Genomic DNA, 18,792 nt, shown 5'->3' with positions numbered 1-18,792 from the left:
CGCCGTGGCCACGCTCAGGCGTCGTCGAGCAGGTCGCGGAAGGCACCGGCGGCACGCCGCATCCATTCGCGCGCACGCTGGGCTTCAGGCTGCAGCCGCGCGAAGCCGTGGGACATGCCGCTGGCCTCGATGGTAATCACCGGTGCGTCGTGGCGCACCAGGAAGTCGGCATAGGCCAGCCCATCGTCGCGCAACACGTCGTGGGCCGCGACCACGATTACCGTCGCCGGCGGCCGAACGGGCGCCGCGGCCATCAGGTGTACGCGCGGGTCGGCGTGCGCCGCGCCTTGTGCGAGGGCCTCGGCGCCAATGAACTGGCGCCAGAACCAGGCCATTTCGTCGCGCGTCAGCCCGGGACCGTCGGCAAAGGCACGGTAGCTTTCCGTGGCCAGCACCGGCGCCGTGACCGGGTAGATCAGCAGTTGGGCGTCGACCCGCGCCGCGTCGCCGCCGTTGAGCTGCTGCGCGGCCTGCGCGGCCAGGTGGCCACCCGCGCTATCCCCGGCCAGCGCCAGGAAGTCCGGTGCCAGGCCCAGCGCCCGCCGCTGGCCCGCCAGCCACGCCACCGCTTCCACGGCGTCGTCACAAGGCGCGGGGAATGGATGCTCGGGCGCCAGCCGGTAGTCGACGCTGACCACCACGCAACCAGTATCCGCGGCGAGCAATGCCGCCACGGCATGGTGGGTCTGCGGCGAGCCGATGACCCAGCCGCCCCCATGGAAGTACACGATCAGCCGCGGCCGGGCTTCGCCCTGCGGCCGGAACAGTCGCGAGCCAAGGGTGCGGCCCGCCAGCGGGATCTGGAGGTCCTGCACGGTGATGCCCTCGGGATCCGGCAGCAGCGAAGCCGCGGCGATCTCGGCGAAGCGGGTGCGGCGCGCGGCGGCGTCGGCAGGCACGGGCATGCCGGCATAGCGCTCGGCCAGGCGGCGATAGTAGGCGGTCAGTTCGGGATCGATGGCCATGGTTGGCGAGCGCGTTGGCTTGTAAGAACGAAAACGGACCGGTGCTGGCGCGGCTCAGCGCGGCGCCAATGCGCGCGTCAGCTCAATCTTGCTGCAGCAGTCCTGAACCGCCAGCAATCCCGCGGCAGCGGCGCGGCGCATGGCTTCGTCATTGACTATGCCGAGCTGCAGCCAGACCCCGCGCGCACCGATGGCGATGGCGTCATCAACCACCCCGGGCGTGTCCTCGGCGCGGCGGAAGATGTCCACCCATTCAATGGTGGCTCCGTTGGCCGCCATCGTCTCGGCGGCTTGCTGCAGGCTGGCATAACAGGTCTCGTCAAGGATACGCTCGCCAGCGTGGCGTGGATTCACCGGCACGATACGGAAGCCGTGGCCTTGCAGGAATTCCGCCACCTCATGGCTGGCGCGCTCCGGCCGGTCTGACAGGCCGACCACGGCCACGGTCTTCATCGCCAGCATGGCATGTATCGCTGGCTGCATCTCTGGGTGCATTGCGGCTCCGGCTGTGAATAACTGCGGGACAAGTCTTGGGATAACGGCTGAACAACTGCAGGATAACCGGGGATAACCTTGCCGCTTACCTCGGCCGGAGGCCGGCCAGTGCGGCAGACGTATCGAATCGTAACTGCGATTCGCCACACGGACATGGTGCGCGAGCGAACACGGAAAACCACCCGGGAATGATACGTTATAGGCACGTGACTGCGGCGAACGTGAGCTCAACGTTCACAGAAGTGCCGCGCACGATGGCTATCGGAGCCTGAGGCTTTCAACTTCTTGCAAAACGATACATTTTGTTACTGCCATGCCGGGGAGTTTCCCCCACAATGCATTGACACACCCGCTGTTCGGGGTGCGGCGCCCCAGCAAAGAATGCTGTGCAGACCTAAAGGGGCGTGGTGAAGAAAGCCTTTTTGTAGCGTTTCTTGCAGTAACCCGTTTTTCCGATCCAGCGAAAAATGCTGCTGGACCGGAACACCAGGCAGACCGTTTTAGCGCGTGGCCTTTGCAGCCTGTAGCGGATATCAGGTATCCGATGCGCCTTGATTGTCACCTGGACCGAACCCGTTCCTTCGAATTGACCCCTCGAAGGGATTTTCCCGTCCGCGCGGAGCCTCCCCGGCCCGCGCGCTTTTTTTTGTCCAGGCAGGACGAAAGCATATCGCTGTGCCCACAAAAAAGGCAGCCTTGCGGCTGCCTTTTTAAATGTCGCATCGAAAAAACAACAACGCGACAGCACTGCCGAGGCAGTTACTTTTTACGACGCAGGCGGGCAATGGCAGCCAGCTGCGCAGCCGCCACGGCGAGCTCGCTCTGGGCACGTGCCAGGTCGAGGTCACTGTTCTGGTTCTGCATCAGCTCTTCGGCCGCACGCTTGGCTTCCTGGGCCTTGGCTTCGTCCAGGTCGCCACCGCGGATAGCGGTGTCGGCCAGCACCGTGACGTGCTTGGGCTGCACTTCGAGAATGCCGCCGGCAACGAACACGAACTCTTCGCTGCCGTCTTCCTTCTCGATGCGCACCGCACCCGGCTGGATGCGCGTGATCAGCGGCGTGTGGCCCGGCAGGATGCCCAGCTCACCCGACTCGCCCGGCAGCGCCACGAACTTCGCCTGGCCGGAGAAGATCGACGCTTCCGCGCTGACGACGTCTACAAGAATGGTTGCCATATCTGATCCTTTCTCCAATCGCTTCGCTTCTGGCAGGTACACCGCTTCGCGCGATGCCCCGCCGCCCCCGCGGGCGCGGGGGCATCGAAACAAGGCTTACTGGAGCTTCTTGGCCTTCTCGAAGGCTTCGTCGATCGAGCCGACCATGTAGAACGCCTGCTCGGGCAGGTGATCGCACTCGCCATCCACCAGCATCTTGAAACCACGGATGGTTTCCTTCAGCGGCACGTACTTGCCCGGCGAACCCGTGAACACTTCAGCCACGTGGAACGGCTGCGACAGGAATCGCTGGATCTTACGCGCGCGGTTCACGGCCATCTTGTCTTCCGGCGACAGTTCGTCCATGCCCAGAATCGCGATGATGTCGCGCAGTTCCTTGTAGCGCTGCAGGGTCTGCTGAACGGCGCGCGCGACGTTGTAGTGCTCCTGGCCCACAACCTGCGGGTCCATCTGGCGCGAGGTCGAGTCGAGCGGGTCCACTGCGGGGTAGATACCGAGAGCGGCAATGTCACGCGACAGCACCAGGGTCGAGTCCAGGTGCAGGAAGGTGGTTGCCGGCGACGGGTCGGTCAAGTCATCCGCGGGCACGTACACGGCCTGGATCGAGGTGATCGAGCCGGTCTTGGTCGAGGTGATGCGTTCCTGCAGCTTGCCCATTTCTTCAGCCAGCGTCGGCTGGTAGCCCACGGCGGAAGGCATACGGCCCAGCAGTGCCGACACTTCGGTACCAGCCAGCGTGTAGCGGTAGATGTTGTCGACGAAGAACAGGATGTCGCGGCCTTCGTCGCGGAACTTCTCGGCCATGGTCAGGCCGGAAAGTGCCACGCGCAGACGGTTGCCCGGCGGCTCGTTCATCTGGCCGAACACCATGGCCACCTTGTCGAGCACGTTGGATTCCTTCATTTCGTGGTAGAAGTCGTTCCCTTCACGGGTACGCTCGCCCACGCCGGCGAACACCGACAGACCGCTGTGCTGCTTGGCGATGTTGTTGATGAGCTCCATCATGTTGACGGTCTTGCCCACGCCAGCACCACCGAACAGGCCCACCTTGCCGCCCTTGGCGAACGGGCAGATCAGGTCGATCACCTTGATGCCGGTTTCGAGCAGGTCGGTCGAAGGCGACAGTTCGTCGAACTTCGGGGCCTTCTGGTGAATCGCGCGCCGTTCGTCGGAAGCGATCGGGCCAGCTTCGTCAATGGGGCGACCCAGCACGTCCATGATGCGGCCCAGCGTGCCCTGACCCACCGGCACCGAGATCGGCGCTTCGGTGTTCTTCACCGGCATGCCGCGGCGCAGGCCGTCCGACGAACCGAGGGCAATGGTACGCACCACGCCGTCGCCCAGCTGCTGCTGGACTTCGAACGTCAGGCCCTTTTCGGCGAACGACGTTTCGCCGCTGTCTTCCAGCACCAGCGCGTCGTACACCTTCGGCATCGCGTCGCGCGGGAACTCGATGTCCACCACGGCGCCGATGCACTGCACAATATTTCCGATACTCATTTCGTATCTCCGATAGCTTGAATTCTTGACGCCTCAGACCGCTGCCGCGCCGCTGACGATCTCCGACAGTTCCTTGGTGATCGCTGCCTGCCGGGTCTTGTTGTAGTCCAGCTGCAGTTCGCCGATCACGTTCTTCGCGTTGTCGGATGCTGCCTTCATCGCCACCATGCGCGCCGACTGCTCGGACGCCATGTTCTCGGCCACGGCCTGGTACACCAGCGCCTCGACGTAGCGGACCAACAGCTCTTCCACCACGGTCTGCGCGTCAGGCTCGTAGATGTAGTCCCACGAGTAGGCGCGCTTCTCTTCTTCCGTCTGCGACAGCTTGTCGGCGGCGAGCGGCAGAAGCTGCTCAACCATCGGTTCCTGCTTCATCGTGTTGATGAACTTGGTGTACGCCAGGTACACCGCGTCGACTTCACCGTTGGTGAATGCGTCGAGCTGGACCTTGATCGCGCCGATCAGCTTTTCCAGGTGCGGAGTGTCGCCGAGCTGCACCACGTTCGAGGCCACCTTGGCGCCGATGCGGTTCAGGAATTGCATGCCCTTGCTGCCGATGGCAGTGGCTTGCACACCCACGCCGCGACCCTGCAGGCTCTTCAGCTCGTTGGTCACCGCACGCAGCACGTTCGTGTTCAGGCCGCCGCACAGCCCCTTGTCGGTCGTGACCACGATCATGCCGACGCGCTTGACTTCGCGCTCCTGCAGGAACGGGTGCTTGAACTCGGGGTTGGCCGAAGCCAGGTGCGCCGCGATGTTGCGCACTTTTTCGGCATACGGGCGGGCATTGCGCATCCGTTCCTGCGCCTTGCGCATCTTGGATGCGGCGACCATTTCCATCGCCTTGGTGATCTTGCGCGTGTTTTGCACGCTCTTGATCTTGGTTCGAATTTCTTTCGTTCCGGCCATATCTTCCTCTCCGTCCGAATCCCTGCCGCGGCTGAATGCTCAGGCACAGCAGGGATATCGTGCAATCACGCGGTGGTTAGAACGCGGCGGACTTCTTGAAATCCTCGACAGCGGCACGCAGGGCGGGTTCATCTTCCTTCGAGAGCTGCTTGGTCTCTTCGATGCGGTTGACGAGGTCAGCGTACTTGGTCTTCAGGTGGTCGTGCAGGCCCTTCTCGAACGACAGGATGTCCTTCACTTCCACGTTGTCGAGGAAGCCGTTGTTGGCGGCGAACAGCGAAGCGGCCAGCTGCCACACTTGCTGCGGCTGGTATTGCGCCTGCTTCAGCAGTTCGGTCACGCGGCGGCCGCGCTCGAGCTGCTTGCGGGTCGCATCGTCCAGGTCCGAGGCAAACTGCGCGAACGCAGCCAGTTCACGGTACTGCGCCAGGTCGGTACGGATACCGCCGGACAGGTTCTTCACCACCTTGGTCTGTGCAGCACCACCCACGCGCGACACCGAGATACCGGCGTTGATGGCGGGACGGATACCGGCGTTGAACAGGTCGGTTTCCAGGAAGATCTGGCCGTCCGTGATCGAGATCACGTTGGTCGGCACGAACGCGGACACGTCGCCGGCCTGCGTTTCGATAATCGGCAGCGCGGTCAGCGAACCGGTCTTGCCCTTGACGGCGCCGTTGGTGAACTTCTCGACATAGTCTTCGTTCACGCGGGCAGCACGCTCCAGCAGGCGCGAGTGCAGGTAGAACACGTCGCCCGGGTAAGCTTCGCGGCCCGGCGGGCGGCGCAGCAGCAGCGACACCTGGCGGTAGGCCCAGGCTTGCTTGGTCAGGTCGTCATAAACGATCAGCGCGTCTTCACCGCGGTCGCGGAAGTATTCGCCCATCGTGCAGCCGGCGTAGGCAGCCAGGTACTGCATGGCGGCCGAGTCCGAAGCGGCGGCAGCCACGACGACGGTGTATTCCATCGCGCCGTGCTCTTCCAGCTTGCGCACCACGTTGGCGATGGTCGAAGCCTTCTGGCCAATGGCGACGTACACGCAGTACATGCCCTTGCCCTTCTGGTTGATGATCGCGTCGACGGCCACGGCGGTCTTGCCGGTCTGGCGGTCGCCGATGATCAGCTCGCGCTGGCCACGGCCGATCGGCACCATCGAGTCGATCGACTTCAGGCCGGTCTGCACCGGCTGGCTCACCGACTGACGCGCGATCACGCCCGGCGCGACCTTCTCGATCACGTCGGTTTCCTTCGCGTTGATCGGGCCCTTGCCGTCGATCGGCTGGCCCAGCGTGTTGACCACGCGGCCCAGCAGTTCCTTGCCAACGGGCACTTCCAGAATGCGGCCGGTGCACTTGACCGTGTCGCCTTCGGAAATGTGCTCGTAGTCGCCCAGCACCACGGCGCCGACCGAGTCGCGCTCGAGGTTCAGCGCGAGGCCGAAGGTGTTGCCGGGGAATTCCAGCATCTCGCCCTGCATCACGCCAGACAGGCCATGCACGCGGCAGATACCATCGGTCACGGAAATCACCGTGCCGGTGTTGCGCACTTCAGCTTCGGCGCCAAGACCCGAGATGCGGGTCTTGATCAGCTCGCTGATTTCTGAGGGGTTCAGTTGCATCACAATGCTCCTAATTCTTCAATCCGTCGGACGGCCGCTCAGGCGGCGGTCAGCGCGGTTTGCATGGCTGCCAGGCGCGCACGCACGGAGGTGTCGAGCACTTCGTCGCCAACCTTGACGCTGACGCCGCCGATCAGGGACGGGTCCACCGCCACCTGCGCGTACAGCTTGCGGCCGAACTTGCGTTCGAGTGCGGCGACCAGGTCGTTCAGCTGACCATCTTCCAGCGGGAATGCGCTGGTGATCTCAACGTCGGACGACCCTTCGCGGGCGTTCTTGAGCGCATGGAACTGTTCGGCGATGTCAGGCATCACCGTCAGGCGGCCGTTCTCCACCAGCAGCTTGACGAAGCGGCGTGCCTCGTCGCTGACCGGGGACTTCAGCACCGACAGGAACAGTTCGGCCAGCTTGTCGCCGGGAACGTTCGGATCGTCGGCGACCGCCTTCATGTCGGCATTGGCGGCAACTTGCCCCATTTCCGACACCAGCTCGGACCATGCACCCAGGTTGCCTGCGCTCGATTCACTGGCGACGCGGAACAGCGCCTCAGCGTAGGGACGGGCAATGGTTGCGGTTTCAGCCATGATTAGAGCTCAGCCTTGAGTTGATTGAGCAGATCGCTGTGGACCTGCGCGTTCACTTCACGCTTGAGGATCTGCTCGGCACCCTTGACGGCCAGCACGGCGACCTGGTCGCGCAGTTCTTCGCGCGCGCGGGTAACCTGCTGTTCGGCGTCGGCCTTGGCCTGGGCAATGATGCGTGCGGCTTCTGCCTGGGCGTTCTGCTTGATCTCGTCGGCAGTCAGCTGAGCGCGCTTCTCGGCGTCAGCGACGCGTTGAGCGCCTTCGGTGCGGGCTTCGGCCATGGCCTGGTCCACACGCTTGTTGGCGAGTTCGAGCTCGGCCTTGCCCTTCTCGGCAGCGGCGAGGCCATCGGCGATCTTCGTTGCGCGTTCGTCGAGCGCCTTCACCAGCGGCGGCCAAATGAATTTGGCAACAACCCACCACAGGATGAAGAACACGACCATCTGCGCAAAAAACGTTGCGTTCAGATTCATGGTGTGTTCCTTTCGGTAATCAAACTACAGATAAATGCACAAAAGGCGGCCAGGCTGGTGGCCCGCGCCGCCCGTCAGCATCATGCAGACCGAAAAGAATTACTGAATGACAGCCAGCAGCGGGTTGGCGAAGGCGAACAGCATTGCCACGCCCACGCCGATCAGGAATGCAGCGTCGATCAGGCCGGCCAGCAGGAACATCTTGGTCTGCAGCGGGTTCATCAGCTCGGGCTGACGTGCGCAGGCTTCGATGTACTTGCCACCCATCAGTGCGATACCCAGGCAGGCGCCGATAGCGCCCAGGCCGATGATGATGCCGATACCGATGGCGGTCAGACCCTGGATGTTGGCGAGAAATGCTTGCATGATGACTCCTTTAATTTAGAGAGACTTAGAACCAAAAAACCAAAAAACTAAAAACCTAGAACCTTGAACCTGCGCTGATCGATGGCGATCAGTGGTGATCGTGAGCCTGGCCGATATACACCAGCGTCAGCATCATGAAAATGAACGCCTGCAGCAGCACGATCAGGATGTGGAAGATCGCCCAGACTGCGCCGGCAACGACGTGGCCGACAAAGCCCAGCGCCGACAGGTCGGCACTGAACGTCCAGATGGAGCCCAGCAGCGCGATCAGCAGGAACACGAGTTCGCCGGCGTACATGTTGCCGAACAACCGCATGCCGAGCGAAACGGCCTTGGCCAGGAATTCGATGATGTTCAGGACCAGGTTGAACGGGGCCAGGTACCACTTGGCGCCGAACGGGGCCGAGAACAGTTCGTGCATGAAGCCGCCCGCGCCCTTGATCTTGAAGCTGTAGTAAATCATCAGCAACAGCACGGCGGAGGACATGCCCAGCGTGCCGTTCAGGTCAGCCGTGGCCACCGCGCGGTGGTGCGGCAGATGGATGTGGAAGATGCCCAGGACATGATTCAGGCCGGTGACCCAGTCCACCGGGATCAAGTCGATCGCGTTCATCATGGTGATCCAGCAGAACACCATCAGTGCCAGCGGAGCGATCCACGAGCGATCGCCGTGGATGATGCCCTTGGCCTGGTCGTCGACCATCTCGACGATCATTTCAACGAAGGCCTGGAAGCGGCCCGGCACGCCCGAGGTGACGCGGCGCGCGGCGGCATACAGGAACAGCACGGCGATGGCGCCGCACAGGACCGACCAGAACACCGTGTCATAGTTGATCACGGAGAAATCGACCACCGACGCCTGCTTGCCGCCGACCGAGTTCAAGTTCTGCAAGTGTTCGGCGATATAGCCGGAGGGTGTCAGCACGTGTTCCGCGCTTTGGGTAGCTTCTGCCATTGTCGAATCGAACGGTATATTGCGAAATCTTCGGGCCGCGCGCCGCTACTCCTGTGCGGCACCCGGTACGCGTCTTGCATTGCCTTCGGCGGATTCGCCGGTCACCGCGATGCAAGCGGGTTTCCAACCTTGACCGTGTCCGGTGTCACCGCTGTGAAATCACGGTGAAACCGCCACGGAAACATCTTGATATTCCGTTTCGGTGCCCCACCTCCGGATGAAGCACCTGTTTTGTGCAGCAGCCTAGCGCATCGCGAGGGCCACCACCCAGTACGTCTTTAGCGCCAGCAGGAACGTGACCAGCATCGGTACCCAACGCAGATCCCGGTACAGCACCACCACCAGCACCAGCATGGCCACGGTGGCGAACACCTTGATCGCCTCGCCGAGGACCAGCCCGCCGACCGATGCACGATCCCGCGCTACCCACAGCCGGAATGCGAAGAATCCGCTCGGCACGAAGCACACCATGCCGCCGAACAACGCTGACCAGCCGTACGGCCCCGCCTCTTCCCCGAACAACGCCCAGCACAATGCCGACAGCAGGGAAACGATCACCTGCGCCAGGACAACCTTGCCCGGGGTCATGCGCGAAGGACGCAGCGCGCGTTCGCCAAACAGCTTCACCGCATCGGCGTGCGATAGCGGATCGACAGCTTCCTCTTCGCGGTCTGCGCCTTCTTTCCAGTCGTCCCAGTCATCTTCCTGACGGGAACCAGCGCTGCGCTGCTGACGTTCTCGAACCACTACCTGCTGCCTCATTCCAGGCCGGAACTTTTCGGCCAGACCAGAATTCAAACCGCACGATTTTAAGGGGAACTACTGATTCGCGTCAATCTGCTTACAGTTAGCTTGCAGTGCGTTGCGCACAACGGTTGCCATCACGAGTGCATGATGGCTTTCCAAAAATTGCGCGGCAATGATGTCTGACGTAATTGGATTGCGCAGCGGACCCCGCGCATGATGGTGGATTACCCGGTACGCCACACGTATACCGATAATCGGACCGGCCACTGCTGCATCGATGCAACAGTTACCCTTGCAATGGCCGGTTATCGCCCGCTATTTCAGGCTGCCTGTTGCCCTTCGCGGGACTCGCGCAGGCGCACGAGCACGCCCTCGAGCGCATCGTTGTTGCTGAAGTGGATGGTGAGCTGGCCCTTGCCGCGCGCTCCCAGCTTGATCTGCACCGATAGTCCCAGCGCATCGGACAACTCTTCTTCCAGCCGCGCCACGTCGCGGATATTGTTGACGCCCTTTTGCTTGAGCGACTTCAGGTCGAACGGCTTGAGGGTGGACGCCACCAGCTTTTCGGTCTCGCGCACCGACAGCCGCTTGTTGACGACCTGGTTCGCCAGCGTGATCTGGTTGGCACCGTCGACGGCGAGCAGCGCGCGCGCGTGACCCATGTCCAGATCGCCCGCCATCAGCATGGTCTGCACCGGCGCCGCGAGGTTCAGCAGGCGCAGCAGGTTGGACACCGCACTGCGCGAGCGGCCCACCGACTCGGCGGCCTGCTCGTGCGTAAATTTGAACTCGCGGATCAGGCGCATGATGCCCTGCGCTTCTTCCAGCGGATTCAGGTCTTCACGCTGAATGTTCTCGATCAGCGCCATCGCGGCCGCGGCTTCGTCGGCCACGTCCTTGACCAGCACCGGCACCTTATCGAGGCCAGCGATCTTCGACGCGCGGTAACGGCGTTCGCCCGCAATGATCTCGTAGCGATCGGGCTCGGCCACGCGCCGCACCAGGATCGGCTGCATCAGGCCCTGCGCGCGGATGCTCGCCGCCAGCTCCTGCAGCGCGCCTTCGTCCATGCGCGTACGCGGCTGGTACTTGCCCGGCTGCAACTGGTCCACGTGCAACACGCTGGGCGCGCCCTCCTGCTTCGCGGTCTCGACGATCTCGGCGGGACCGCCCAGCAACGCTTCCAGGCCACGGCCCAGGCCTTTCTTCTTTGCCGGCGTCTTTGCGGTACTCATGGTCGATGCCTCCTTCAGCTTCAGCCCAGCTGCCTGACGCGCGCGATCATCTCGGCGCCAAAGTCCAGGTACGCCTTGGCGCCCTTGGATGACGGATCGAATGCAACGCCCGGCATGCCATAGGACGGTGCCTCGGCGAGGCGCACGTTGCGCGGAATCATGGTCTTGAACACCTTGTCACCGAAGTGCGATTCGAGCTGCGCCGACACCTGCTGCTGCAGCGTGACGCGCGGGTCGAACATCACGCGCAGCAGCCCGATCACCTTGAGCTCGCGGTTCAGGTTGGCGTGCACCTGCTTGATGGTGTTGACGAGGTCGGACAGTCCTTCGAGCGCGAAGTATTCGCACTGCATCGGCACGATCACCCCGTGCGCCGCGCACAGCCCGTTCAGCGTCAGCAGCGACAGCGACGGCGGGCAATCGATCAGCACAAAGTCGTACTCACCCTCGACTTCATCGATGGCCTGCCTGAGCCTGCGCTCGCGATGCTCGAGCTCGACCAGTTCGACTTCGGCACCGGCCAGCTCGCGGTTGGCCGGCAGTACGTCGTACCTGCCGGTCTCGGATTTCTGGCGCGCCTGCGGGATGCTGGCCAGGCCAACCAGCACCTGGTACACGCTATGTTCCAGCGCCTGCTTGTCGATGCCCGAACCCATCGAGGCATTGCCCTGCGGATCCAGGTCGACCAGCAGCACGCGCTGGTCCTGCGCGGCCAGGCCGGCGGCGAGGTTCACCGTGGTGGTGGTCTTGCCCACCCCGCCCTTCTGGTTTGCAATCACGAATACCTTGGCCATATGCTCCTGAGGCTCCTGCTTCAAATCATCCGGCCAGCCTCGTGGCCGGCAGTTCGCGGCGCTGTTTGCAGCGCCACGGCGTAAATCATGCGTGCGCGCCTGCGCGCCGCGACAGCACCACCAGGTGGCGCTCAGCGTCCAGTCCCGGCACACTAAGGCGCGGCACTTCGTCGACTTGCCACTGGGCCATCAGTCCTGCCGCTTCCAGCCGGTCCAGCTCGGCCTGTGGATAAACGCCCTTCATGGCGATCAGCTTGCCGTGCGGCGCGAGCAGCTGCCCCGACAGGTTCACGAAGTCGGTCAGTTCGGCAAAGGCACGCGACGTAATCACGGCAAAGCCATCCGTGTCTTCCAGCTTTTCCACCGGCCCCCAGTGCGCCGCGGCATTTGCCAGTCCAAGCTGGGCGCGGCACTGGGTCAGGAAGGCGGTCTTCTTCTGCACGATATCGACCATCAGCACCGATACGTCGGGACACGCGATTGCCAGCGGCAGCCCGGGCATGCCGCCGCCCGAGCCAACATCCAACACCCTGCCCCGCGCGGGCGTACCTACCTCTGCAGAACGCGCGGCTGCGGCCAAAGCGGGCACTGCCGCGAGCGAATCCAGCATGTGATGCGTAAGCATCTCATCGGGATGGCGGATCGCGGTCAGGTTATAGACGCCGTTCCACTTGCGCAGCAGTGCGAGGTAGTCGAACAGCTTGTTGATCTGTGCCGGTGCCAGTACCAGCCCGATCTCGGCGAGACCGGCTTCGAGGCGACGACGCTGCGTAGCGTCGTCAGTCACGGTGTGTCGAGCGCCCGCCACTCAGGCCGCCTCTTCCGAGGTGCCGCCGGCGGCAGCCGACTCGGCGCGCGCACGTCCGAGCCCCTTCTTCTTCAGGTGTACCAGCAGCAGCGAGATGGCCGCCGGGGTCACGCCCGAGATGCGGGAAGCCTGGCCCAGCGTTTCCGGACGGTGCTGGTTCAGCTTCTGGCTGACTTCGAAGCCCAACCCGCGTACCTCGGTGTAATCCAGGTTCTCAGGCAGGCGCGTCGATTCATTGGCCTCCAGCTTGTCGACTTCGGCTGCCTGGCGAGCGATATAGCCGTGGTATTTGATGCCGATCTCGATCTGCTCACGGATCTGGTCGGCCAACATCGCATCGGCGTCGAGCGGTGTTTCGGGCGCATGGCGGCCACCCTGCAGCGCCATCAGCGACTCATAGCGGACTTCCGGCCGACGCAGCAAGTCGGCCAGGCTGTACTCACGCTCGATCGGCTTGCCCAGTAGCGGCACGGCGTCTTCCGGGGGCAACATGGCCGGGTTGACCCACGTGCTCTTCAGGCGCTCTGTTTCACGTGAAACAGTGTCGCGCTTGCGGTTGAAGGCATCCCAGCGCGCATCGTCGACGACACCCAGCTCACGGCCAACCTCCGTCAGCCGCATGTCGGCGTTGTCCTCGCGCAGGCTCAGGCGGAATTCCGCCCGGCTAGTGAACATGCGGTACGGCTCGGTCACGCCGCGCGTGATCAGGTCATCGACCAGCACGCCCAGGTAGGCCTGGTCGCGGCGAGGCGTCCAGGCATCGCGTTCCCGCACATAGCAACCAGCGTTGATGCCGGCCAGCAGGCCTTGCGCGGCGGCTTCTTCATAGCCGGTGGTGCCATTGATCTGGCCAGCAAAAAACAGGCCGCGGATCGCCTTGCTCTCGAGGGATGATTTCAGGCCGCGCGGATCGAAGTAGTCGTACTCGATGGCGTAACCGGGGCGCAGGATATGCGCGTTCTCCAGACCGCGGATCGAATGCACCAGCTCCAGCTGCACGTCGAACGGCAGGCTGGTCGAGATCCCGTTCGGGTAGAACTCGTTGGTGGTCAGCCCTTCCGGCTCCAGGAAAATCTGGTGGCTTTCCTTGCTGGCAAAGCGATGGATCTTGTCCTCGATGCTCGGGCAGTAGCGCGGCCCTACCCCTTCGATCACACCGGTGTACATCGGCGAACGGTCGAGACCGCCACGGATGATGTCGTGGGTACGGCTGTTGGTATGGGTGATCCAGCAAGGCAACTGCTGCGGATGCTGCTCCGGATGGCCCAGGAACGAGAATACCGGCACCGGATCCAGGTCGCCTGGCTGTTCTTCCATCACCGAGAAGTCGATGGTACGGCCGTCGATGCGCGGCGGCGTACCGGTCTTCAGGCGGCCCTGCGGCAGCTTCAGTTCCTTCAGGCGCGCCGACAGCGATACCGCCGCCGGATCGCCAGCGCGGCCGCCGGTGTAGTTGTCGAGGCCGACGTGGATCTTGCCGTCCAGAAAGGTGCCCGCAGTCAACACCACCGCCCGCCCACGGAAGGCAATGCCTACCTGCGTCATGGCGCCAACGACGCGATCGCCCTCGACCATCAGGTCATCCACTGCCTGCTGGAACAGCATCAGGTTGGGCTGGTTTTCCAGGCGGGTACGAATCGCCTTACGGTACAGCACCCGATCCGCTTGCGCGCGCGTGGCGCGCACCGCCGGCCCCTTGCTGGAGTTGAGGATGCGGAACTGGATGCCGGCCTCATCCGTGGCGGCCGCCATGGCGCCGCCCATCGCATCCACTTCCTTGACCAGGTGCCCCTTGCCGATACCGCCGATGGACGGATTGCAGCTCATCTGGCCCAGCGTCTCGATGTTGTGGGTCAGCAGCAGCGTCTGGCAGCCCATGCGGGCGGCGGCGAGTGCTGCTTCAGTGCCGGCGTGACCACCACCGACGACAATGACATCGAATTCTTTTGGGTAAAGCATGGGACACCTCCTCCGGGAGGCTGGCGGGAAAATACGGGAATGCGAAATTATAGCGGCATTCGACTGGTGGCTTTTCGGCTGCCAACATGTTTCACGTGAAACATGGCGCGGACGCTACCTGGCCGTGGCCGGCAAGCGACGTCTGAGATGCCGCAATGTTCCACGTGAAACAAAAAGGCCGGGCACAAGGCCCGGCCAATGTTTCACGTGGAACCAACTGCTCAAAGGCTGGCGCGGATATACGCGGCCACCTGCCCCGTCACCTTGCCAAGGTCGCGCTGCAAGGTATCGAACCCGGCATTCCGCTCCCGCGTCGCCTCGTCCATATAGAGCGGCCGGCGGATCTCGATCTGCAGGCTGCTGCGCCGCTCGGTTGGCCGCCCGATCTGGGCGATCAACTGGACGCCCTTGTACGGGTCGTTGCGCGCCACCGTGTAGCCCATGCCGCGCAATTCGCGTTCCACCAAGTCGACCAGTCCCGGCTCGCAGGTGGTACCGTCCCGGTCTCCAAGCACGAAGTCCGCCAGCGGGTGCGCGCTGGCGATCTTCAGGCGCTCGTAAGCGTTGTTCGGCATCGAGTGCAGGTTCAGATGCCAGACCGCTCCAAAGCGTCGGTATGCGCCCTCCACGGCCTCGGCGAGCGCCGCGTGGTACGGATGGTAGTAGCGGTCCAGCCGCCCCTGCACTTCCGCCACCGGCAGGCGCCGATCGTAGATCGGCGTGTTCGCGTCGACTCGGCTCCAGACCAGGCCGAAGCCCAGCCTGGTCTTCGGCCCCGGCGCCAGCGCCGTGGGCCATGGGCCGTCCAGCTGGTCCGGATCGATATCGTCGGCCATCCGGTTCGGGTCGATATAGACCCGTGGAAACGTCGCTGCCAACAGCGTGCCGCCGACGGCCGGCACCGCGGCCCACAGCGCATCGACGTGCGTGTCTTCGCCGCCGCGCAGCCGCGCAGTCGGGATCGCCGCGCCGAAATCCTCCGGGTATTCGGTGCCGCTATGCGGCGAGTCGCAGACCAGCGGCAGCGCCTCCCCTTCCGGCAGCCGCACGATGACCGGCGGCAGCGCGCCCTGGTTATTCGCTTCAGCCATGCTTCAGTCCAGCTTGATCTCGGCGGCCTTGGCCACGCGAGCATAGCGCGCCATCGCTTGCTGGATCTGCGCCTTGAACTGCTCCGGCGTGGTCGGCACCAGCGTGCCGCCGGACTCGTCCACCTTGCGCTTGAACTCGGGGTTCTGCATCGCCTTGTGGATGGCCTGGTTCAGCTTGGCGATGATCGCCGGCGGCGTCCCGGCCGGAGCAACGATGCCGAACCAGCCCCCTTCGCCCATGTCCTTGAAGCCCAGCTCGGCATACGTCGGCACGTTCGGCAGCTGTGCCGAGCGCGACGCGCCCAGCACTGCCAGCGCGCGCAGCTTGCCCGATTTCACGTGGGGCAGCGTCGACGACAGGTTGTCGGTGATGGCATTGACCTGCCCTGCCACGGCGTCATTCAGCGCCAGGCCCGCACCCTTGTACGGCACGTGCAGCAGGTCGATCTTGGCCAGCATCATGAAGTTCTCGATGTTGACGTGGCCGAGCGAGCCGGCACCCGGCGAGGCAAAGCTGTACTTGCCCGGGTTGGCCTTGGCCAGCGCGATGAACTCCTGCATGGTCTTGGCCGGCACGCTCGGGTGCACGGCAAACACGCTGGGAATGGCGACCACATTGGTCACCGGCGCGAAGTCCTTGATCGGGTCGTACTTCAGCCTCGGGTACACAGCCGGGTTGGAGCCGTGCGTGCTGACCGTGGCCATGCCGATGGTGTAGCCGTCCGGCGCCGAGCCGGCCACCTGCTCCATGCCAAGCGAACCGCCGGCGCCGCCCTTGTTCTCGACCACGATGGACTGGCCCAGCTCGCGGCCGGCGAATTCGGCCACCAGGCGCGCCGACAGGTCCGTCGAACCGCCTGCGGCAAAGGGCACGATCAAACGGATCGGGCGGGTCGGATAGTTGGCCTGCGCGAAGGCGCTGCCGGCGAACACCAGCGTGGCGGCTGCGGCGCCCGACAGCATCAGTTGGCGGCGCGTCATCGTGGCTCGGTTCATGAGGCTTTCTCCTGTTGTTTTATGCGAAGGAACCGAGCGAGTGTCGGCCGTTTACCGGTTGCGCACAAACGACTATATTGCACGTTTGCATTACCAAAGATCATCCTGTCCGCGCCCCGTAAAGCAATGGCACGCCGCAGGTTCTGCCCTCCCCTTTTCTACGCTGTACCTGCGCCATGCGGCTGCGTTCCCCGTCGATGTCCGAGTTGCATGCCTTTGCCGCCGCGGCAAAGCTGGGCAGCTTCACCCGTGCCGCGGACACGCTGTGCGTCACCCAGGGTGCGATCAGTCGGGCGATCGCCCGGCTGGAGGAACACTTCGGCCAGCCGCTCCTCCAGCGCAATGCACATCGGCTCGTGTTGACCGATGCCGGCCGGAAATTGCTCGATGCCGTGGCCGAACCGCTGGCCGCGATCGAGAACGCCAGCGCGGCCCTGCTCGCTGGCGACCGCCGCCACCGCCTGACACTGTCGGTCGTGCCGACGCTGGCCAGCGTATGGCTGGTGCCGCGCCTGCCGGACTTTCATCGGCGCCATCCGGAAATCCATCTCGACTTCGTTCCCTACCAGCGCGACGAGGATCTCTCGGGCGCCACACCTGACGCCGCCATCCTGGCAGGCGAAGCAGACAAGTGGCCGGGCCTGCAGGCCGACTACGTGATCGGGCGTGAAATGGTGCCGGTCTGCCATCCGGACCGCGCCCGCGCTCGCCGCGAGGCCGGCCGCTGGCAGACGCCGGCGGAGTTGTTGCAGGAGCCCCTGCTCTATCACACGTCAGCGCCGGCCAACTGGCAAAACTGGCTGCGAGCTGCCGGCGTACCCACCGCTGCGCCGATGTTATCCACAGCGTTCGACCAGGTGTCGATCCTGATCCAGGCTGTTCGCGCCGACATGGGGGTCGCGGTGTTGCAGCGATGCCTCGTCAGAGACGAAATTGCTGCGGGACGTGTTTTTGCGCCGTTTGATTTGCCGATTTCGTTGCAACGGGGCTATTTCTTGTGCGCACCGCGTGAGCGCCGTGACCATCCGGCGTTAAACCGATTTCGCGATTGGCTGTTGGAGACCGCGCAGCAAGAAGCTATCCAAGACACTCAAAAACATTCCCACGAAAACTAAACGGCGCTGAAATTATAAAAATAAATTCACCTACCGAATAATTAGGCCGAGACAATCGAAGAAATAGATAGCTTGAGTGACATTCACGGGAGATTAATTCGTCAAGCGAATCAAAGTGTACCCAACCCTGCGCTATGCCCCTGGAAGTCAAAAAACAGGCCTCCAAAACCACTTATCCCCAAAGTTATTCACACGAGAAATGAAAAAGGGCTCGCCTAGGCGAGCCCTCATTCGTCTGGCTATCATCCTTATGGATTAAGCGGCCTTTTTCGCCAATCCAAGATACGTTTCGATCACCTTGGGGTTGGCCGCCAGATCGCCTGCCGGCCCCTCCATCGACATATCCCCGGTCTCGATCACATAGCCGTAGTCCGCCACCTGCAGCGCCGCCCGCGCGTTCTGCTCGATCAGCAGCGTGGCCACGCCGGTCTGACGCAGGTTGCTGATGATGTGGAAGATCTCCCTGACGATCAACGGCGCCAGCCCGAGGCTGGGCTCGTCCAGCATCAGCAGTTGCGGCTTGGCCATCAATGCCCGGCCCACCGCCAGCATCTGGCGCTCGCCGCCTGACAGCGTCCCGGCATCCTGGCGCGCACGCTCGCGCAGGCGCGGGAACAAGTCGTAGACCACATCCATCTGGTCCAGGTAGTTCTTCTCGCCGGCACGCTTGCGGCGGAACGCGCCGAGCAACAGGTTGTCCTCCACCGTCATCGATGCGAACAGCTCGCGCTTCTCCGGCACCAGGCACATGCCGCGCGCGACGCGGCCCTCCACCGGGATGCCCGCCATGTCGTGGCCAAGATAGCTGACCGCGCCGCTCGCCGAGCCATTGACCGGCAGCGCCCCCATGATCGCATTGAGCATCGTGGACTTGCCGGCGCCATTCGGGCCGATCACCGTCACGATCTTGCCGGCTTCCACCTTCAGGTTGGCGCCGTGTACCGCTTCCACCTTGCCGTAGCGGACGTGGAGGTCCTTCACTTCCAGAATCAGGCTCATGTCGCTT

At 63.6% G+C, this 18,792-nt stretch carries 19 protein-coding genes; 1 reads left to right on the top strand and 18 read right to left on the bottom strand.

Features of this window, described 5'->3' with window-relative positions; genetic code table 11:
* Window positions 1-14: 14 nt before the first annotated feature.
* From J8I34_RS07940 to J8I34_RS07860, 17 genes are all read right to left on the bottom strand, one after another.
* Window positions 15-965 (bottom strand): alpha/beta hydrolase, encoded by a 951-nt coding sequence (locus J8I34_RS07940; protein ID WP_209773755.1) that lies wholly within the window; start codon window positions 963-965, stop codon window positions 15-17.
* 54 nt (window positions 966-1,019) lie between these two features.
* Window positions 1,020-1,460, bottom strand: coding sequence for a CoA-binding protein (locus J8I34_RS07935; RefSeq protein ID WP_209773758.1), 441 nt, complete (start codon window positions 1,458-1,460; stop codon window positions 1,020-1,022).
* A 759-nt stretch (window positions 1,461-2,219) separates the two neighbouring features.
* Window positions 2,220-2,636 (bottom strand): F0F1 ATP synthase subunit epsilon, encoded by a 417-nt coding sequence (locus J8I34_RS07930; protein ID WP_029046528.1) that lies wholly within the window; start codon window positions 2,634-2,636, stop codon window positions 2,220-2,222.
* Window positions 2,637-2,732: 96 nt separating this feature from the next.
* Window positions 2,733-4,136 carry a F0F1 ATP synthase subunit beta gene (gene atpD / locus J8I34_RS07925; protein WP_029046527.1) on the bottom strand — a complete coding sequence of 468 codons (1,404 nt, stop codon included), beginning with the start codon at window positions 4,134-4,136 and terminating at the stop codon, window positions 2,733-2,735.
* 33 nt (window positions 4,137-4,169) lie between these two features.
* Window positions 4,170-5,045 carry a F0F1 ATP synthase subunit gamma gene (gene atpG, locus J8I34_RS07920; RefSeq protein ID WP_029046526.1) on the bottom strand — a complete coding sequence of 292 codons (876 nt, stop codon included), beginning with the start codon at window positions 5,043-5,045 and terminating at the stop codon, window positions 4,170-4,172.
* Between the two features lie 76 nt (window positions 5,046-5,121).
* Window positions 5,122-6,663, bottom strand: a complete 1,542-nt coding sequence (gene atpA, locus J8I34_RS07915) for a F0F1 ATP synthase subunit alpha (RefSeq protein ID WP_029046525.1) — start codon at window positions 6,661-6,663, stop codon at window positions 5,122-5,124.
* Window positions 6,664-6,701: 38 nt separating this feature from the next.
* On the bottom strand, window positions 6,702-7,247 hold the full coding sequence (locus J8I34_RS07910; RefSeq protein WP_029046524.1) for a F0F1 ATP synthase subunit delta: 546 nt from the start codon (window positions 7,245-7,247) through the stop codon (window positions 6,702-6,704).
* 2 nt (window positions 7,248-7,249) lie between these two features.
* Window positions 7,250-7,720, bottom strand: a complete 471-nt coding sequence (locus tag J8I34_RS07905) for a F0F1 ATP synthase subunit B (RefSeq protein WP_029046523.1) — start codon at window positions 7,718-7,720, stop codon at window positions 7,250-7,252.
* 99 nt (window positions 7,721-7,819) lie between these two features.
* Window positions 7,820-8,086: a F0F1 ATP synthase subunit C gene (atpE, locus tag J8I34_RS07900; protein WP_011299478.1), complete on the bottom strand. Its 267-nt coding sequence runs from the start codon at window positions 8,084-8,086 to the stop codon at window positions 7,820-7,822.
* 88 nt (window positions 8,087-8,174) lie between these two features.
* The gene (gene atpB, locus J8I34_RS07895; protein WP_029046522.1) at window positions 8,175-9,041 is read right to left on the bottom strand and encodes a F0F1 ATP synthase subunit A; all 867 of its coding nucleotides are present in this window, start codon (window positions 9,039-9,041) and stop codon (window positions 8,175-8,177) included.
* A gap of 243 nt (window positions 9,042-9,284) precedes the next feature.
* Entirely contained in the window at window positions 9,285-9,803 is a 519-nt protein-coding gene (locus tag J8I34_RS07890; protein WP_209773761.1) for an ATP synthase subunit I, read from the bottom strand.
* 305 nt (window positions 9,804-10,108) lie between these two features.
* Entirely contained in the window at window positions 10,109-11,023 is a 915-nt protein-coding gene (locus J8I34_RS07885) for a ParB/RepB/Spo0J family partition protein (RefSeq protein WP_029046520.1), read from the bottom strand.
* Between the two features lie 20 nt (window positions 11,024-11,043).
* A complete protein-coding gene (locus J8I34_RS07880) occupies window positions 11,044-11,817 on the bottom strand; it encodes a ParA family protein (RefSeq protein WP_209773764.1) in 774 nt (257 codons plus the stop codon).
* A gap of 85 nt (window positions 11,818-11,902) precedes the next feature.
* A complete protein-coding gene (gene rsmG, locus J8I34_RS07875) occupies window positions 11,903-12,604 on the bottom strand; it encodes a 16S rRNA (guanine(527)-N(7))-methyltransferase RsmG (RefSeq protein ID WP_232232361.1) in 702 nt (233 codons plus the stop codon).
* A gap of 21 nt (window positions 12,605-12,625) precedes the next feature.
* Window positions 12,626-14,584 carry a tRNA uridine-5-carboxymethylaminomethyl(34) synthesis enzyme MnmG gene (mnmG, locus tag J8I34_RS07870; RefSeq protein ID WP_209805767.1) on the bottom strand — a complete coding sequence of 653 codons (1,959 nt, stop codon included), beginning with the start codon at window positions 14,582-14,584 and terminating at the stop codon, window positions 12,626-12,628.
* A 221-nt stretch (window positions 14,585-14,805) separates the two neighbouring features.
* Window positions 14,806-15,675, bottom strand: a complete 870-nt coding sequence (locus J8I34_RS07865; protein ID WP_209805766.1) for an N-formylglutamate amidohydrolase — start codon at window positions 15,673-15,675, stop codon at window positions 14,806-14,808.
* Between the two features lie 3 nt (window positions 15,676-15,678).
* Window positions 15,679-16,671 carry a Bug family tripartite tricarboxylate transporter substrate binding protein gene (locus J8I34_RS07860; RefSeq protein WP_209773767.1) on the bottom strand — a complete coding sequence of 331 codons (993 nt, stop codon included), beginning with the start codon at window positions 16,669-16,671 and terminating at the stop codon, window positions 15,679-15,681.
* 176 nt (window positions 16,672-16,847) lie between these two features.
* Between J8I34_RS07860 and J8I34_RS07855 the strand changes: the two genes are divergently transcribed.
* Complete coding sequence (locus J8I34_RS07855) at window positions 16,848-17,786, top strand: LysR substrate-binding domain-containing protein (RefSeq protein ID WP_209805765.1); 939 nt, start codon at window positions 16,848-16,850, stop codon at window positions 17,784-17,786.
* 255 nt (window positions 17,787-18,041) lie between these two features.
* Here J8I34_RS07855 and J8I34_RS07850 read toward each other — a convergent pair whose 3' ends face one another.
* A complete protein-coding gene (locus J8I34_RS07850; protein WP_029046513.1) occupies window positions 18,042-18,785 on the bottom strand; it encodes an ABC transporter ATP-binding protein in 744 nt (247 codons plus the stop codon).
* Window positions 18,786-18,792: the final 7 nt, after the last annotated feature.

This window comes from Cupriavidus phytohabitans (assembly GCF_017815025.1).
Classification (GTDB): domain Bacteria; phylum Pseudomonadota; class Gammaproteobacteria; order Burkholderiales; family Burkholderiaceae; genus Cupriavidus.
The sequence above is the reverse complement of the archived record's forward strand: the minus strand, read 5'-3'. Positions and strand labels throughout refer to the sequence as shown.

Bases quoted from the DNA above. Each gene is read 5' to 3' on its own strand.
- J8I34_RS07940 (WP_209773755.1), bottom strand. From the start codon at position 965: ATGGCCATCGATCCCGAACTGACCGCCTACTATCGCCGCCTGGCCGAG.
- J8I34_RS07935 (WP_209773758.1), bottom strand. From the start codon at position 1,460: ATGCACCCAGAGATGCAGCCAGCGATACATGCCATGCTGGCGATGAAG.
- J8I34_RS07930 (WP_029046528.1), bottom strand. From the start codon at position 2,636: ATGGCAACCATTCTTGTAGACGTCGTCAGCGCGGAAGCGTCGATCTTC.
- atpD (WP_029046527.1), bottom strand. From the start codon at position 4,136: ATGAGTATCGGAAATATTGTGCAGTGCATCGGCGCCGTGGTGGACATC.
- atpG (WP_029046526.1), bottom strand. From the start codon at position 5,045: ATGGCCGGAACGAAAGAAATTCGAACCAAGATCAAGAGCGTGCAAAAC.
- atpA (WP_029046525.1), bottom strand. From the start codon at position 6,663: ATGCAACTGAACCCCTCAGAAATCAGCGAGCTGATCAAGACCCGCATC.
- J8I34_RS07910 (WP_029046524.1), bottom strand. From the start codon at position 7,247: ATGGCTGAAACCGCAACCATTGCCCGTCCCTACGCTGAGGCGCTGTTC.
- J8I34_RS07905 (WP_029046523.1), bottom strand. From the start codon at position 7,720: ATGAATCTGAACGCAACGTTTTTTGCGCAGATGGTCGTGTTCTTCATC.
- atpE (WP_011299478.1), bottom strand. From the start codon at position 8,086: ATGCAAGCATTTCTCGCCAACATCCAGGGTCTGACCGCCATCGGTATC.
- atpB (WP_029046522.1), bottom strand. From the start codon at position 9,041: ATGGCAGAAGCTACCCAAAGCGCGGAACACGTGCTGACACCCTCCGGC.
- J8I34_RS07890 (WP_209773761.1), bottom strand. From the start codon at position 9,803: ATGAGGCAGCAGGTAGTGGTTCGAGAACGTCAGCAGCGCAGCGCTGGT.
- J8I34_RS07885 (WP_029046520.1), bottom strand. From the start codon at position 11,023: ATGAGTACCGCAAAGACGCCGGCAAAGAAGAAAGGCCTGGGCCGTGGC.
- J8I34_RS07880 (WP_209773764.1), bottom strand. From the start codon at position 11,817: ATGGCCAAGGTATTCGTGATTGCAAACCAGAAGGGCGGGGTGGGCAAG.
- mnmG (WP_209805767.1), bottom strand. From the start codon at position 14,584: ATGCTTTACCCAAAAGAATTCGATGTCATTGTCGTCGGTGGTGGTCAC.
- J8I34_RS07865 (WP_209805766.1), bottom strand. From the start codon at position 15,675: ATGGCTGAAGCGAATAACCAGGGCGCGCTGCCGCCGGTCATCGTGCGG.
- J8I34_RS07860 (WP_209773767.1), bottom strand. From the start codon at position 16,671: ATGAACCGAGCCACGATGACGCGCCGCCAACTGATGCTGTCGGGCGCC.
- J8I34_RS07855 (WP_209805765.1), top strand. From the start codon at position 16,848: ATGCGGCTGCGTTCCCCGTCGATGTCCGAGTTGCATGCCTTTGCCGCC.
- J8I34_RS07850 (WP_029046513.1), bottom strand. From the start codon at position 18,785: ATGAGCCTGATTCTGGAAGTGAAGGACCTCCACGTCCGCTACGGCAAG.